This is a genomic window from Caballeronia sp. 11_S32 (genome assembly GCF_056930355.1).
The window spans coordinates 98,366-111,624 of sequence record NZ_JBXOWH010000001.1 but is presented as its reverse complement, the minus strand read 5'-3'; the positions used below and the strand labels follow the sequence as shown (position 1 = coordinate 111,624).

The 13,259-nt window shown below is 64.1% G+C and carries 16 protein-coding genes and 1 riboswitch; of the genes, 6 read left to right on the top strand and 10 right to left on the bottom strand.

Going from position 1 to position 13,259, the window contains the following annotated elements:
- Positions 1 to 89: 89 nt before the first annotated feature.
- Positions 90 to 524, top strand: a complete 435-nt coding sequence (locus tag AC1Z32_RS00530; RefSeq protein WP_483476764.1) for a DUF6632 domain-containing protein — start codon at positions 90 to 92, stop codon at positions 522 to 524.
- On the opposite strand, the gene mntP is transcribed toward AC1Z32_RS00530, so the two are convergent.
- Positions 490 to 1,059 carry a manganese efflux pump MntP gene (gene mntP / locus AC1Z32_RS00525; protein WP_483476763.1) on the bottom strand — a complete coding sequence of 190 codons (570 nt, stop codon included), beginning with the start codon at positions 1,057 to 1,059 and terminating at the stop codon, positions 490 to 492. The two genes, AC1Z32_RS00530 and mntP, sit on opposite strands and share 35 nt — an antisense overlap.
- Before the next feature lie 8 nt (positions 1,060 to 1,067).
- Positions 1,068 to 1,239, bottom strand: a riboswitch (yybP-ykoY riboswitch).
- Positions 1,240 to 1,334: 95 nt separating this feature from the next.
- On the opposite strand from mntP, the gene AC1Z32_RS00520 reads away from it, so the two are divergent.
- Positions 1,335 to 1,781: an ester cyclase gene (locus tag AC1Z32_RS00520; RefSeq protein WP_483476762.1), complete on the top strand. Its 447-nt coding sequence runs from the start codon at positions 1,335 to 1,337 to the stop codon at positions 1,779 to 1,781.
- Here AC1Z32_RS00520 and AC1Z32_RS00515 read toward each other — a convergent pair.
- Positions 1,778 to 2,281, bottom strand: a complete 504-nt coding sequence (locus AC1Z32_RS00515) for a hypothetical protein (protein ID WP_483476761.1) — start codon at positions 2,279 to 2,281, stop codon at positions 1,778 to 1,780. The genes AC1Z32_RS00520 and AC1Z32_RS00515 overlap by 4 nt on opposite strands.
- 72 nt (positions 2,282 to 2,353) lie before the next feature.
- The gene (locus AC1Z32_RS00510) at positions 2,354 to 4,027 is read right to left on the bottom strand and encodes an outer membrane protein assembly factor BamB family protein (RefSeq protein ID WP_483476760.1); all 1,674 of its coding nucleotides are present in this window, start codon (positions 4,025 to 4,027) and stop codon (positions 2,354 to 2,356) included.
- A gap of 142 nt (positions 4,028 to 4,169) precedes the next feature.
- Between AC1Z32_RS00510 and AC1Z32_RS00505 the strand changes: the two genes are divergently transcribed.
- Positions 4,170 to 4,304, top strand: coding sequence for a hypothetical protein (locus AC1Z32_RS00505; protein WP_269768948.1), 135 nt, complete (start codon positions 4,170 to 4,172; stop codon positions 4,302 to 4,304).
- Between the two features lie 46 nt (positions 4,305 to 4,350).
- On the opposite strand, the gene AC1Z32_RS00500 is transcribed toward AC1Z32_RS00505, so the two are convergent.
- The 3 genes from AC1Z32_RS00500 to AC1Z32_RS00490 all read right to left on the bottom strand — a co-directional run bounded on the left by AC1Z32_RS00500 (position 4,351) and on the right by AC1Z32_RS00490 (position 7,664).
- A complete protein-coding gene (locus AC1Z32_RS00500; protein ID WP_483476759.1) occupies positions 4,351 to 6,852 on the bottom strand; it encodes a glucose/quinate/shikimate family membrane-bound PQQ-dependent dehydrogenase in 2,502 nt (833 codons plus the stop codon).
- A gap of 172 nt (positions 6,853 to 7,024) precedes the next feature.
- The gene (locus tag AC1Z32_RS00495; protein WP_483476758.1) at positions 7,025 to 7,348 is read right to left on the bottom strand and encodes a hypothetical protein; all 324 of its coding nucleotides are present in this window, start codon (positions 7,346 to 7,348) and stop codon (positions 7,025 to 7,027) included.
- Between the two features lie 55 nt (positions 7,349 to 7,403).
- The gene (locus tag AC1Z32_RS00490; RefSeq protein WP_062608266.1) at positions 7,404 to 7,664 is read right to left on the bottom strand and encodes a hypothetical protein; all 261 of its coding nucleotides are present in this window, start codon (positions 7,662 to 7,664) and stop codon (positions 7,404 to 7,406) included.
- 148 nt (positions 7,665 to 7,812) lie between these two features.
- Between AC1Z32_RS00490 and AC1Z32_RS00485 the strand changes: the two genes are divergently transcribed.
- On the top strand, positions 7,813 to 8,184 hold the full coding sequence (locus tag AC1Z32_RS00485) for a hypothetical protein (protein WP_483476757.1): 372 nt from the start codon (positions 7,813 to 7,815) through the stop codon (positions 8,182 to 8,184).
- A gap of 3 nt (positions 8,185 to 8,187) precedes the next feature.
- On the opposite strand, the gene AC1Z32_RS00480 is transcribed toward AC1Z32_RS00485, so the two are convergent.
- Together AC1Z32_RS00480 and AC1Z32_RS00475 are read right to left on the bottom strand one after the other, a co-directional pair.
- Positions 8,188 to 9,387 carry an amino acid aminotransferase gene (locus AC1Z32_RS00480; protein WP_483476756.1) on the bottom strand — a complete coding sequence of 400 codons (1,200 nt, stop codon included), beginning with the start codon at positions 9,385 to 9,387 and terminating at the stop codon, positions 8,188 to 8,190.
- Positions 9,388 to 9,410: 23 nt separating this feature from the next.
- Positions 9,411 to 10,811, bottom strand: a complete 1,401-nt coding sequence (locus tag AC1Z32_RS00475) for an amino acid permease (RefSeq protein WP_483476755.1) — start codon at positions 10,809 to 10,811, stop codon at positions 9,411 to 9,413.
- Between the two features lie 343 nt (positions 10,812 to 11,154).
- Between AC1Z32_RS00475 and AC1Z32_RS00470 the strand changes: the two genes are divergently transcribed.
- Both AC1Z32_RS00470 and AC1Z32_RS00465 read left to right on the top strand, forming a co-directional pair.
- Positions 11,155 to 11,418, top strand: coding sequence for a hypothetical protein (locus AC1Z32_RS00470; RefSeq protein WP_483476754.1), 264 nt, complete (start codon positions 11,155 to 11,157; stop codon positions 11,416 to 11,418).
- A 66-nt stretch (positions 11,419 to 11,484) separates the two neighbouring features.
- The gene (locus tag AC1Z32_RS00465; protein ID WP_483476753.1) at positions 11,485 to 11,646 is read left to right on the top strand and encodes a hypothetical protein; all 162 of its coding nucleotides are present in this window, start codon (positions 11,485 to 11,487) and stop codon (positions 11,644 to 11,646) included.
- A 73-nt stretch (positions 11,647 to 11,719) separates the two neighbouring features.
- Here the strand turns inward: AC1Z32_RS00465 and aroQ are convergent, their stop codons facing one another.
- On the bottom strand, positions 11,720 to 12,175 hold the full coding sequence (aroQ, locus tag AC1Z32_RS00460) for a type II 3-dehydroquinate dehydratase (RefSeq protein ID WP_483476752.1): 456 nt from the start codon (positions 12,173 to 12,175) through the stop codon (positions 11,720 to 11,722).
- 23 nt (positions 12,176 to 12,198) lie between these two features.
- Positions 12,199 to 13,257 carry a Gfo/Idh/MocA family protein gene (locus AC1Z32_RS00455; RefSeq protein ID WP_483476751.1) on the bottom strand — a complete coding sequence of 353 codons (1,059 nt, stop codon included), beginning with the start codon at positions 13,255 to 13,257 and terminating at the stop codon, positions 12,199 to 12,201.
- Between the last annotated feature and the right edge of the window lie 2 nt (positions 13,258 to 13,259).

Here is a 13,259-nt window from a genome sequence, read left to right as displayed (position 1 = left end):
TGGTCGAAACGCCTTTCGCATTCGGCGTGCCTTCTGTGCGCTTCGCGGTATCGTGCGACTCATGCCGCGCACGCGCCAAGGAGCCCGCCATGAACGACGCCCGCCGTCTCGCCTGTCTGCGCATCGTGCTCGTGATCGTCGGACTGATCGCGCTCTTCGGCCTCTATCCGCTGATGCGGCTATGGCCTTCGGGATGGGCGTGGGAATCGGGCCACGAAGGCCGCTCCGAGTACGCGCTGATGATCGTCGGCATCTATGCGACGCTCGGCGTGTTCCTGCTGATCGCATCGCGCGAGCCGCTGAAACATCTGAGCCTCATCTGGTTCACGGTGTGGTCGAGCGTCGTGCACGGCGCGATCATGACGGTGCAATCGTTCGGCGGCGGACATCTCGGTCATCTCGCGGGCGATGTCCCCGCGCTTTTTATCGTCGCTGCCGCGCTCGCGATTTTCACGCCGCGCGGCGACACGCTTAGGCGGGCGCGCGTGCTCAGCTCAGATAGCCGAGATGCTCGGCCAGAATGACGCTGCCGACGCCGATCAGGATCAGCCCGCCGACGATCTCCGCCCGCTTGCCGATGGTCGCGCCGACGAGCCGCCCGACCATCACGCCGATCGTCACCATCAGCATGGTCGCGAAGCCGATGGTCGCGGCCGTCGAGAAGATATCGACATCGATGAACGCGAGACCCGCGCCGACCGCCATCGCGTCGATGCTGGTGGCGAAGCCGGTGAGCGCGAGCACCCAGAACGAATGCGAATTGGGCTTTTCCTCTTCGTGGGCCGCGCTGCTGAGGCCTTCGCGGATCATGCGCGCGCCGAGCAGGAACAGCAGGCCGAACGCGATCCAGTGGTCCCAGGCGGTCACGTACTGCGCGGCGGCCCGGCCGAGCGCCCAGCCGACGAGCGGCGTGATCGCCTCGATCACGCCGAAGATCACACCGGTCTTCAGCGCTTCGGCGATGCGCGGCTTGTGCAGGGTCGCGCCCTTGCCGACAGCGGCGGCGAAGGCGTCGGTGGACATGGCGAAGGCCAGGAATATTGTGGAGGCGAGATTCATCGAGTAGCGCTCTGGTCGGGCAAGATGGAACGACAGAACGCGCGCCCGACCGGTCGCGAATTCTGTCGATGGTCTTGCCAACCTGTGATGGCTGCCCATGCCACGGCCTGACTGACCGAGCGTGTTGACATGAGCGCTTTTCCGGTGCGGAAAAGCCGGCTACTCCCCAGCGAAGAGTCGTGAGCTTAACACGGCTTCGCGACCGTTCCTGAATTCACGTATCGGTTAAGGTAGAGTGATCGCGCAGCGCCCTCACCGCACTCCGAGGAGGCACCATGCAGGCAGCCCACCTGACTCAACCGGCCGCGCGCGAGGCGGTCGAACTGCTCTATCGCGCGTTTTCCACGAAAGACGTCGCGCTCTTGCGGCAGGCCGTGACGCCCGACTGGCAGTACATTCCCGAGCCGCCCGGACAAAAGCCCGGTCCCGATCAGATGATCCCCATCTTCGACGATCTCGCGACCGCGCTGCCCGACATGCACATCGAGATTCTCGACATGCTGATGCAGGACAATCGCGTCGGCATACGCGCGGAAGTGAGCGGCACGCAGTCCGGCCCGCTGATGGGCATCGCCGCGACGAAGAAGCCGATCCGCTTCGCCATCCACTCGTTCCACGAACTGCGCGACGGCCGCGTGTCGAAAACCTGGCATCTCGAGGACTGGCTGAGCGTGTTCCGGCAACTCGACGCAGTGCCGCCGACGATGAATCCGCCGGTCTAGCCGCCTCGGGTCCGCAACTTCACGCCCGCCGGCGCGTTCCTTCGCAGGACATGCTCGACGCACAGTCCGACGAGCGTCGTGTCGAGCCGCTCCAGCGCGCGCGCCGCCTCGCGCAACGCGGGCACATTGGTGCTGAAGGAATCGAAGAACAGCATTTCACGCTGCCGCGCCGCGGACCGCGCCTCCTGCACGGCCGCGCCCAACTCGCGCATGCGCGCGAAACCCGCCGCGCGCGCCTTCTTCTCCAGCAAGCCGACGAGCGCTTCGAGCGGCTGCGGCACATCGCGCGCGGCGCTCGGCCGTCCGTCGTCGAAGAGCGAAAGAAAGCGCAGCACGCTGCCCTGCAGGCGCCGGTGCGCATCGACGACATCGCGTATCGATTCCGCGCGCTCGTGATCGCGCGCCGCCTTCAACGTGACGATAGTCGCGCCGTAGCCGCTGCCGGCTGGCTCCAGGAGGGATGAATCGATAGAAGGCGTGCAACGAGTTCGCGTCAGCATGGCGAGTGGGATTCGAGGATGCGATATATTTTCACAAATATATCGCATCCTGCTTTCCGCGTGCGGGCCGGGCTACTTCGCGAACAATCCAAACACCGCCACCCCGCTCTTCGTCCCGACATACACTTTGCCGTTCGCGATCATCGGCGTGATGAACTTGTTGCCTGCGCCGAACTGGTCGCGCCCACCGGCATCGTTGCTGCTGTAGAGCTGATGGCTAAGATCGGTCGCGTCGTACGCGCGCAGTGCGCCTACAGTGCCGTTCTCCGCCGCCCACAGAATCGCGTTGGCCGTGCCGTTCGCGGAAATGCTCGGCGTCGCGCCCGGAAAGCCGAACGAATTGGGCGACTGGCTCGTCGGCGTCGCCGATAGCGCCGCGTTCGAGATGGTGAACGCCTTGATGCTGTCGCCGACCGAGCCGAAATACACCGTGTTGTTGAAATAGGCGGGCGCGCCGAACATCGGTCCGCGGATCTGGCCGACGAGCTCCTGATAGATGTGATCCGTGTTCGAGTCGAACTTGCCCATCGAATAGCGGTTCACGACATAGATCGTCGAATTCTTGCCTGCGCCGAGCGCCAGACGGCGGATCGCGCCGCTGGCATCGGCGAAATCGGGCAACACCATCGCGCCGCCCGAACCGAGATCCTCGTCCTGATTCGATTCCTGCACGGTATTCGACGGCTGGAAATAGTCCTGCACTCTGAGCGGCGAAAGATTGAGCCTCAGAAAGCCATTGCCGTAATTACCGTGGATGGGCATTTCGTGCTCGTTTTGCGTCGGATCGAAGGTGCCGTTTCCGTCGAGGAAATAGATAGCCTCGCCGTCCGACGCGAGGCCCGCGCCGCTCATCCAGATCGCGCCCATCTCGCCGTTCGGCGTCACATTCAGCACGCTCGCCTGCTGTAGCGTGTTCGCGTCGTAGCCCATCACCCATCCGGTGTACGGCATGAAATCGCAATGCGAAGTCCACGCCGTGTAGACCGCGCCGTTGAGAAGAAGCAGCGAGGCGCGCTCCGCATACTGGCCGGGATCGAAGGTGAGCGTGCCGTTCTGGCTGCCCGCGCCGGTGCCCGGATACGTGGCGCGGATTTCCGTGGGGCCGTTGAAGAGTTCGGCGCCCGTCGTGATGTCGAGCGCGTGGATGCGCTGGTGATAGGCGCCCGAGCCGTCCTTCGACATCCCGACGACATACATCGCGCCATTCGGACCGCGCGACCGGTCGATCACCGGCGTCGCCGTGATGCCGATCTTCGGTGAGATCTGATGGCAGCCGTGGTCGTCGCTCGGCATTTCGCCGGTGCCGAGCGTCGAGACTTGCCAGAGCACGGCGCCGCTGTCGGCGTCGAATGCATAGACGCTCGCATTTTCGGTCGCGACGTACAGCACGTTGTGCGTGCCGCCCGCGATCGATACGCCCGCGAGAAAGAGCGGCTGCGCGTCGACGGCGCCATCGACGGGAAACACCGCCAGCTTGCCGAAGGTGCTCTTGTTGACGTTCGCGGGCGTGAGGATGGTTTCCGCGAGTTGCTGTCCGGTCCGTGCGATGTCGTTGTGCCAGGTGACGACGTCCATTGGTGTTGCGGCGCGCGTGGTGCCCGAAGCCGCCGAAGGCGCGCTGGCGGCGGATGCTGCCGACGACGTGGCGTTGCCGCCGGAATCGCCGCCGCCACTGCACGCGGCGATCACCGCCGCCACACATACAGCGCCGGCTGCGGCGCTCCAACCCAGAAAATGCGGCTTCATTTGCACCCTCCTTTCCCAACGGGGCCGGAATGCCTTGGCGATTCGCAACTGTCAATTTCCCGAAAGAAATTTGTTGCAACGCGTCACAATATGCTAACCTAGGGTTATTACCTAGTTAGTTACCCCTAGTACGGAGTCCACCATGGGAATCATCGCCGCCACGCCGATCGCCCTCGTTTCGCTCATCGCCGCCAAGCTGCGCACCGCCACGCGCGACGCCCTCAAGGCACGCGCGAAAGTCAGCGCGCTGATGGCCGAAGCCTATCGCCGGGCGTAACGCCCGGGCGCGGGGACATCATTCCCCGCGCGCCTCGTCTCACCACTTACTGCAACGTATAGGCGATCACGTAATCGCCGGCCTTCGTGCCGAGCGACCCGTGCCCGCCCGCCGTCACGAGCAGATATTGCTTGCCGCTCGCATCGGCGTAGCTCATCGGCGTGGCCTGCCCGCCCGCAGGCAGCCGCGCTTCCCACAGCTTCTTGCCGTCGCGCACGTCGTACGCGCGCACGTACTGGTCGAGCGTGCCCGTCAGGAACGCGACGCCGCCCGCCGTCACGATCGTTCCGCCCAGACTCGGCACGCCGAGCGGCATCGGAATGGGCAAGGGCGCGCTGTCGACGATCGTCCCGTTCTTGTGCATCCACGCGATCTTGCTCGTGCGCAGATCGACGCCCGCCATGTAGCCCCACGGCGGCGCCTGGCACGGAATCCCGAGCGGTGAAAGAAACGCATTGATTTCGTAGCCGAAAGGCGTGCCGCGCGCGAGCTTGATACCGCTCGTCTCGCTGCCTTTCTTCTCGCCATGGCTTTCCGGAATCTGGTCGCGCGGAATCAGCTTCGACGTGAACGCCATGTAATCCGGATTCGCGATCAGAATCTGCCGCACCGGATCGACCGAAATCCCGCCCCAGTCGAACACGCCGAAATTGCCCGGAAACACCAGCGTGCCCTGCTCCGATGGCGGCGTGAACGGCCCGTCGTAGCGCAAGCTCTTGAACTTGATGCGGCACCAGAGCTGATCGAACGGCGTCGTGCCCCACATGTCCGCTTCCTTCACGCGCGGCGGATTGAAGTTGAGCGCGGAAACGGCCTGCGTCGGCGCCGTGTGGTCACCCTTCGACGCGCCTTGCGGCACCGGCACTTCGTTGATCGGCACGATCGGCTTGCCGGTTTCGCGGTTCAGCACGTAGACGCTGCCCTGTTTGGTCGATGCGATCACCGCCGGCTGCGTGCCCTGCGCGGTCTGCAAGTCGATGAGCGTCGGCTGCCCGCCGACATCCATGTCCCACAGATCGTGATGCGTGAACTGATAGTTCCAGCGCAGCTTGCCCGTCGCGGCGTCGAGCGCGACGAGGCCCGCCGCGAACTTCTCGGCCTGCGGCGTGCGCTCGCCGCCCCATTGATCGGGCGTCTGATTGCCCATCGGCAGATACAGCATGCCGCGCTTTTCGTCGACGCTGAACATCGACCACATGTTCGGCGAGTTGCGCACGTAGGTGCCGCCCGGCGCGATCGGCTCGGTGGCGTCCGGGTTGCCCGAGTCCCAGTTCCAGACGAGATGGCCGTCGTTCACGTCGAACGCGCGGATCACGCCCGAGGGCTCGTTGTTCGATTCGTTGTCGGTCACGTGGCCGCCGACGATCACGAGATTGCGAAACACCGCCGGCGGCGATGTCGAGTAATAGCCGCCCGGCGTGAACGGCCCGATGTTCGCGCGCAGATCGACCGCGCCATTTTTGCCGAAGCTCGCGCACGGCTTGCCGGTTTCCGCGTCGAGCGCGATCAGGCGGGCGTCGGCGGTCGGAAGGAACAGGCGATGCGGACATTCGGCCGTCGCGGTGGTTTGCGCGGGCGTCTGCGCGGGCGCCGATGCTTCGACCGGCGCCGATGCAGCGGGCGCGCTCGCTTCTTCAGGCGCGGAAGCCGCGGCGACATCGGAGGCGGCGGCGGGCGCGGGCATCGGATGCATCGACGCATCGTAGTAAGCGACGCCCCGGCAAGTCATATGCTCCCAGTGCTTGAATCCGATCGGGCTCTGAAGCTGCGGGTCGAAGCGCCATTTCTCCTTGCCGCTCGCGGCATCGAGCGCGATCACCCTGCTGTGCGGCGTGCACAGGAAAATCGTGTCGCCGACCTTCAGCGGCGTGTTCTCGTCTGTGGTCTCGGTGGGATCGTCGGCGCCGGGCATGTCGCCGGTGCGATAGGTCCATGCCACTTTCAGTTGATGCGCGTTTTGCGGCGTGATCTGCGCGAGCGGCACGTAACGCTGCGCGAGCGGCGAGCCGCCGTAGTCGATCCAGTCGCCCGGCGCGCGGCCGGTGGCGGCGTTGGCATCGGGCTGATTCGCGTCGGCGGCGACATCCACGTCGATGCGGCCGGGCCGGTCATGCGGATCATTGAAAAACGTGCCGATGCCGAGCAGCAGCGCGAGGATGATCGCTGCGGCGAGCGGCGTGCGCGCCGCGCGCGCGGTCGCGGGCGGGCCGAACAGCGCGCCGCGATGCACGAACGGAATCAGCAGCCAGATCGCGAGCAGCACCCAGATCCACAAACGCGGCATCAGTTGCCAGAAATCGAAGTGCACTTCGATCACGGCCCAGATCGTCGAGCCGAACAGCACGAGCGCGAAGAGCAGCAGCGCGGAGCGCCGCCGTATCAGCAGCAAAAGCCCGGTCAGGACGATAGCCGCACCCGCGATCACGTAGTACCACGATCCTTTCAGGGTCACGAGATACGCGCCGCCCGCCGCAAGCAGCGCGCCGAGAACGATGAACACGATGGCCGTCAGGAACGTGAGCGGATGAAGTCTTCCGTTGCCAGCCATGCTGAACCCTCCGTGACGATGATTGGCGGAACACGGCCGGCGCGCGGTCGTGGTTCGGGCGCTTTTGCGTCGTGGGAGGGAGCAATCGTTGTGCCGTTTCGGCGAGAGAGGGCGCGGGCGAGAACGCGCTTACAGACGACTTTCCGGACAAGGCGCGTTGCGCGCCTTCGGATCAGAGCGGACGCGGCCAGAGCCCGCCGTGCAGGTTCGCGGGAATGACACCGGAAACGAACGCCGCCTTCAGATCGGCGCGTTCGGTGAAACGCGGCGCATCGAACCACATCAGGAATTCATCGCGCCAGTTGCCCCACGCGTTTTCATCGAAATCGAAATCCTCGTCGATGCGGCCGTTATCGCGCAGATACGCGCCGACCAATTGCGTGCCGTTCCAGTACGCGACGGCGACATCGGTCAGATCGGCGGTGACGCCGCGCGGCAGATCGCGCAGCATCATCGCGACATGCGCCTTGAACGATTTGAATTCGGTCGGTCTCATCGCGTGCTCCGCTTCAAAAAAGTGCGTGAAAAAAACCTGCAGGCGGCGTGCTTCTTCAGCCGAAGACGCCCTTGTTCAAATCCTTTTCGAACGCGGCGGTCCAATCCGTGCCGTGTCCAATGCGATATTCGCGCTCCTTCAATGTGGAGCGACGCGTAATGGTTACCAGGCCCTGCAATGGATAGACATCGTCCACGACATCGGACACGCCGCCTTCCTGCCCGCCTTCCTGCACGAGAAAGTCGCTTTCATCGAGCCGATGGCGCACGAGAATCGCAAGAAAATCCGCTCTCTCGTCCGGTGCGATCACTGTCATGATGGCCTCCACGATCGAACGCTGCTCTCATTCAAAGTAGCACACGCGCGGAGGAACGTCGGCGCATATCTTGCGGCGGGCGCGGCAAGGCGCACGCGCCCGCTGCCGAAGCGCGTGCCGGTTCTTCTTCCTGAGGAGTCGAATACCGATGAAACGCGGAACAATCATCCTTTTCAGCGCGGCGCTCATCTGCTGCGCGCGCGCGCATGCCGACGATCCCGTGTGCGGCACGCTCGAAAGCGCGACCAACGGGCAAGACGGCATGATCGTGCTGCGCGAAGGGGAAAGCGTGAACTTCTGGCGGGGCGGCACCGTCAGGCACGGCGCGCTGCACGTCTACAAGGACGGCGAGGTGTATCGCGTGTACTGGCAGCCGGAAGGAAGCGGCAACGTGTACGTGCTCGCGAATGAAGGCACGACGAGCGTGCGGCTCATCCTGACGCCGACACGCGGAACGAAAGTCGAGACGGGACCGGGCAGCCTGCCGAAGCAGAACGTGCTGTCCTGTCCCGATCTGTAATGCTTACTTCGCGGCGAGCACCTTGCCGATGGCATCGGCGACGACCTGCACGTTGCTGTCGTTCAGGCCCGCGACGCACATGCGGCCCGAGCGCAGGATATACACGCCGAATTCCTCTTTCAGGCGATCCGCCTGTTCCGCGACGAGCCCCGTATACGTGAACATGCCGCGCTGTTTGATGTAACGCGTGAGCATTTCGCCGCTCACGTGATCCTTCAGGCCGTCGTGGATCGCCTGGCGCATGCGCGCGATACGCTCGCACATCGAGGCCAGTTCTTCCTGCCACGATTGCCTGAGCGCGGGCGTGTTCAGCACCTGCGTGACGATCTTCGCGCCGTGCGTCGGCGGGTTGCTGTAGTTCGCGCGCACCGCGCTCGTCAGCTGGCCGAGCACGCGGTCGGCTTCGGCGGCGTCGTCGCAGATCACGTGCAGGCCGCCGCAGCGCTCGCCATACAGCGAGAAATTTTTCGAGAACGAATTGGCGATGAACGCCGGCACGCCGCGCCGCGCGAGCTCACGCACCGCGAACGCGTCGTCGTCCAGACCCGAGCCGAAGCCCTGATACGCCATGTCGACGAAGGGCAGCAGATCGCGCTTTTGCAGCACGTCGATGATCTTCACCCACTGCGACTCATCGAGATCGACGCCCGTCGGGTTATGGCAGCACGCGTGCAGCAGAACGACGCTCTTCGCGGGCAGCTTGTCGATGGCCGCGAGCATCGCGTCGAACCGCAGGCCGCCCGTGGCTTCGTCGTAGTACGGGTACGTGTTCACCTCGAAGCCCGCGCGTTCGAAAATGAAGCGATGGTTCTCCCACGTCGGATCGCTCACCCATACTTTCGATTGCGGAAAATAGCGCTTGATGAAATCGGCGCCCACTTTCAGCGCGCCCGAGCCGCCGAGCGTCTGCACGGTCGCGATGCGGCCATCGGCGCGCGCGGGGCTGTCGTTGCCGAACACGAGCGCCTGCACGGCATCGCGATAATGCGCGAAACCGGCCATCGGCAGATACGGCTTCGGGCCGAGATCCTTCAGGATCGACAGTTCCGCTTCGCGCACCGCCTGCATCACGGGCAGGCGGCCTTCATCGTCGAAGTAGATGCCGATGCTCAGATTGACCTTGTTGGTGCGCGGGTCCTTCTGAAAGTTTTCGTTCAGAGAGAGGATCGGGTCGCCGGGGTAGGCATCGATGTGTTCGAACATGGTGATTTAATCAGGACGAGGGATCAGCGAGATTGAAGGCGATCGGCGCGACTCGCGTCACCGCCCCTTTTTTTGAGATAGTAGCCGATTCCGAGAACGGCCAGCCAAACGGGAATCAGGTACACGGACAGGCGCAGGTCGGGCGTTTCGAACATCACCCATACGATGCCCGCGAGAAACGCCAGCACGAGGTAGTTCGAAAGCGGATGGCCGAAGCTCGGAAACACCGTGGGGTTACCGTTCGCGCGCTTATGGCGACGGAACATGAGGTGGATGATGCTGATCATCGCCCAGTTGATGACGAGCGCCGATACCGCGAGGCCCATCAGCAGGCCGAATGCGCGCCCGGGAATGATGTAGTTGATCACCACGCACGCCGCCGTCACGATCGCGGACACCGCGAGCGCCGCGAGCGGAATGCCGCGCCCGCTCACGTTGAGCAGCGCGCGCGGCGCGTTGCCTTGCTGCGCGAGGCCGTACAGCATGCGGCTGTTCGCATAGACGCCGCTGTTGTACACGGACAGCGCCGCAGTCAGCACGATCACATTCAGCACGTTCGCGATGAGCGTGCTGTTCATCTCGCGGAAGATCAGCACGAACGGGCTGCCGCCGGTCGCGACCTTGTCCCACGGATAAAGCGAAAGCAGCACGGCGAGCGCGCCGACATAAAAAATGAGAATGCGATAGATGACCTGATTGGTCGCGCGCGGAATGCTGTGCGACGGATCTTCCGCTTCCGCCGCCGTGATGCCGACGAGTTCCAGCCCGCCGAACGAGAACATGATGACAGCCATCGACATCACGAGGCCGCTCACGCCGTTCGGAAAGAAGCCGCCGAGCCGCCACAGGTTCGCGACGCTCGCCTCCGGCCCCGCTTTGCCGGACGCGAGCAGATAGCCGCCGAACAGGATCATCCCGACGATCGCCGCCACTTTGACGATCGCGAACCAGAACTCCGTCTCGCCGTAGGATTTCACGCTCGTCAGGTTGATCGCGTTGACGATCACGAAGCACGCGAGCGCCGATATCCATGTCGGCAAACCCGGCCACCAGTACTGCATGTAAATGCCGATCGCCGAAAGCTCGGCCATGCTCACCAGGATGTAAATGGCCCAGTAATTCCAGCCGGAGATGAACCCGGCGGCGTGGCCCCAGTATTTGTCGGCGAAATGGCTGAACGAGCCGGCCACCGGCTCATCGACGATCATCTCGCCCAGCTGCCGCATGATGAAAAACGCCATCACACCGGCAATCGCGTAGCCCAGCAGCACGGACGGCCCGGCGAGCTTGATCGTCTGCGCGACGCCGAGAAAAAGACCGGTGCCGATCGCGCCGCCGAGCGCAATCAGTTGAATGTGGCGGCTCTTGAGGCCGCGCTTGAGCGTTTCGTTCTGGGGTGCTTCGTTCGTCTTACCGGACATCATGTTCGCTGCCTGTTAACCGCAAAAATTACCGCTTCTTGTACTACCGTACGAAGCCTGTGTCATATCGCCCACTTTTCCGCGCTACTTTCCAGATAAAAACTGTTGTTTTTTGGTGCGGATGGCCCCACAGGCCGGTGAAAAAAAGGCCGATTATCTACCGACGGATCTGCGATTTTACCGCCCGGCGAGCCGAAGAGCCTTGATGGGCGGACCTGCAGAAGACGTGCACGTTTCTTCAGACCCGCACAACAAACGATTTGAGGCCGGAATCAGGTGTTGTTCGGAGGATTGCCCGGGACCCGGCAGCGAGAGAATCGCATCATCCACTCACGACGGGGTCGCCATGTATCAGACGATGGAAGGAAACGCCAGGCCGCATCGCACGGCGCCGTGTTTCTCTGAAGGATCGCAGGACAGCACGCCGGCCACGCAAGCCGAATTGCTGCGCGCGCTGCAGTCGGCGTCGGACAACATCATGCGACTCGCGGGCAAGCTGCACGCCGATCGCGACGCCACCGCCGACGATGCCGTCGCGATCACCGAGCAGCACGCGCTTGCGCAGCAGTTGATCGGCCGGTTGCTGGCAATGCCCGCGTCGCAGACGTGAGAGCGGAAAGATAGGACCAAGCGCGGAAGCGGCCACGGGCCGCGCCGTGTACATCGGGGAAGGGAAATGAGCTACTTGACCATCATCGCGGCTGTCTGGGGAGTTTGCGCGATTTGCGCGGTGTTGTTCATCCGCGGCGCGGCGCAGCGCAATCAGGAACCGTTGCGCGTGCAGAGCGCGCGCGAACAGAACGCGAACGGCCCGAAGGACTACGGCCGCCCGGTCTGAACCGATGTAACCGGCGAGGCATGAGCGCCTCGCCACGGAAGCATTCCTGCTGGTGTTGCCGCCGCCGCTGCGGTTACTTACCTGCGTTGCCCGCGTTGATCGCGGCCACCGCGGCGCGCAAGCCGAGCAGGTAGCTATCCACGCCAAAGCCGGAAATCTGCCCCTTCGCGATTTCCGCGAACACCGATTTGTGGCGGAACTCCTCCCGCGCGTGCACATGCGACATGTGCACTTCGATGACCGGCGCCGTCAGAATGGCGAGCGCATCGCGGATCGCGTAGCTGTAATGCGTCCACGCGCCGGCGTTGATCACGATCGCATCGACCTTCTCCTCGAACGCCCGATGAATGCGCGAGCACATCTCGCCTTCGATATTCGTCTGGTAGCACTCCACGTCCACGCCCAGCTCCTTGCCCAGCGCGGCCATTTGCTCGTCGATTTGGGCGAGCGTCGCCGTGCCGTACTGCTTCGGGTCGCGCTTGCCGAACATGTTGAGGTTGACGCCGTGCAGCGTCAGGATCTTTGCCATGAATTTTCCTTGCGTGAAGAGGGTTAAGCTGTTTCGACGATGTTGCCCGTGCTGGCGGCAAGCACGATGGCCTCGGTAATCCGCAGATTCTGCAGTCCGTCGCGCGCGCTGACAATAGGCTCGGCTTCCCCGCGCGCCACCCGCCCGAAATGTTCCATCTGATGCGCGAGCGGATCGTCGCGCTGCATCGGCACGATGCTTTCCTCGAACGGCTTCCACCATGACCGGTCTTCGGCCTTTGCGTAGGATTTGAGGCGCATCGTCGGCACGGAGAGCGAGCCGAAGGTGCCCGCGATCACATAGCAGTCTTCGTCGGGATAGGTCGAGTACGCCTTGTTCTCCTGCGAGGTCTGCTCCCAGCTGCGCGGGCACGCGGCGGTGTCGGACAGCATGAAGGTGCCGAGCGCGCCGCTCGCGAAGCGCAGATTGATCGCGACGGTATCTTCCACGGGAAAGCCGCGCGTGGCCTGCGAAGCGAACGCCTGCACCGCGACGATATCGCCGCACAGCATGCGCAGGTTGTGCACCTCATGAATCATGTTGAGCAGGATCGGGCCGCCGCCCGGCTCGCGCCGCCACGGCGCGCTGGCGTAATACTCGTCGGGCTTGAAGAACACGGCGCTGCCCATCACCGCGACGAGCTTGCCGAGCCGCCCTTCGTCGATCACCTGCTTCGCGCGCGCCATGATCGGGCTGTGCGCGCGATGATGGCCGATCAGCACTTTCACGCCCGAGCGTTCGGTTTCATCGACGAGCGCCCGGGCCTCCTCGACGGTCGGCGCGATCGGCTTTTCGAGCAGCGTCGGCACGCCCGCCGCGAGACAGATGCGCGCATGCTCGACATGCAGCTGATTCGGCGTCGCGAGCACGATGCCATCGGGGCGATCTTTCGCGAGCAGCTCATCGAGCGTCCTGTAGAGCGGCACGCCCGCTTTCGCCGCGATATCGGCGGCGGCGGGCGCAGGATCGACGATCGCGGAAAGCGTGCACGTCGCGCTCGCCTGCGCGACGCCCATGTGCGCCTGTCCGATGTAACCCGCGCCTGCCACTGCAATCCGGGTCTTGCCTGAGTCTGTGTTCACCT

Coding starts and splice junctions, on each gene's coding strand:
- AC1Z32_RS00530 (WP_483476764.1), top strand. CDS start 90: ATGAACGACGCCCGCCGTCTCGCCTGTCTGCGCATCGTGCTCGTGATC.
- AC1Z32_RS00500 (WP_483476759.1), bottom strand. CDS start 6,852: ATGGCTGGCAACGGAAGACTTCATCCGCTCACGTTCCTGACGGCCATC.
- AC1Z32_RS00485 (WP_483476757.1), top strand. CDS start 7,813: ATGAAACGCGGAACAATCATCCTTTTCAGCGCGGCGCTCATCTGCTGC.
- AC1Z32_RS00505 (WP_269768948.1), top strand. CDS start 4,170: ATGGGAATCATCGCCGCCACGCCGATCGCCCTCGTTTCGCTCATCGCC.
- mntP (WP_483476763.1), bottom strand. CDS start 1,059: ATGAATCTCGCCTCCACAATATTCCTGGCCTTCGCCATGTCCACCGAC.
- AC1Z32_RS00510 (WP_483476760.1), bottom strand. CDS start 4,027: ATGAAGCCGCATTTTCTGGGTTGGAGCGCCGCAGCCGGCGCTGTATGT.
- AC1Z32_RS00515 (WP_483476761.1), bottom strand. CDS start 2,281: ATGCTGACGCGAACTCGTTGCACGCCTTCTATCGATTCATCCCTCCTG.
- aroQ (WP_483476752.1), bottom strand. CDS start 12,175: ATGGCAAAGATCCTGACGCTGCACGGCGTCAACCTCAACATGTTCGGC.
- AC1Z32_RS00495 (WP_483476758.1), bottom strand. CDS start 7,348: ATGAGACCGACCGAATTCAAATCGTTCAAGGCGCATGTCGCGATGATG.
- AC1Z32_RS00465 (WP_483476753.1), top strand. CDS start 11,485: ATGAGCTACTTGACCATCATCGCGGCTGTCTGGGGAGTTTGCGCGATT.
- AC1Z32_RS00490 (WP_062608266.1), bottom strand. CDS start 7,664: ATGACAGTGATCGCACCGGACGAGAGAGCGGATTTTCTTGCGATTCTC.
- AC1Z32_RS00475 (WP_483476755.1), bottom strand. CDS start 10,811: ATGATGTCCGGTAAGACGAACGAAGCACCCCAGAACGAAACGCTCAAG.
- AC1Z32_RS00520 (WP_483476762.1), top strand. CDS start 1,335: ATGCAGGCAGCCCACCTGACTCAACCGGCCGCGCGCGAGGCGGTCGAA.
- AC1Z32_RS00480 (WP_483476756.1), bottom strand. CDS start 9,387: ATGTTCGAACACATCGATGCCTACCCCGGCGACCCGATCCTCTCTCTG.
- AC1Z32_RS00470 (WP_483476754.1), top strand. CDS start 11,155: ATGTATCAGACGATGGAAGGAAACGCCAGGCCGCATCGCACGGCGCCG.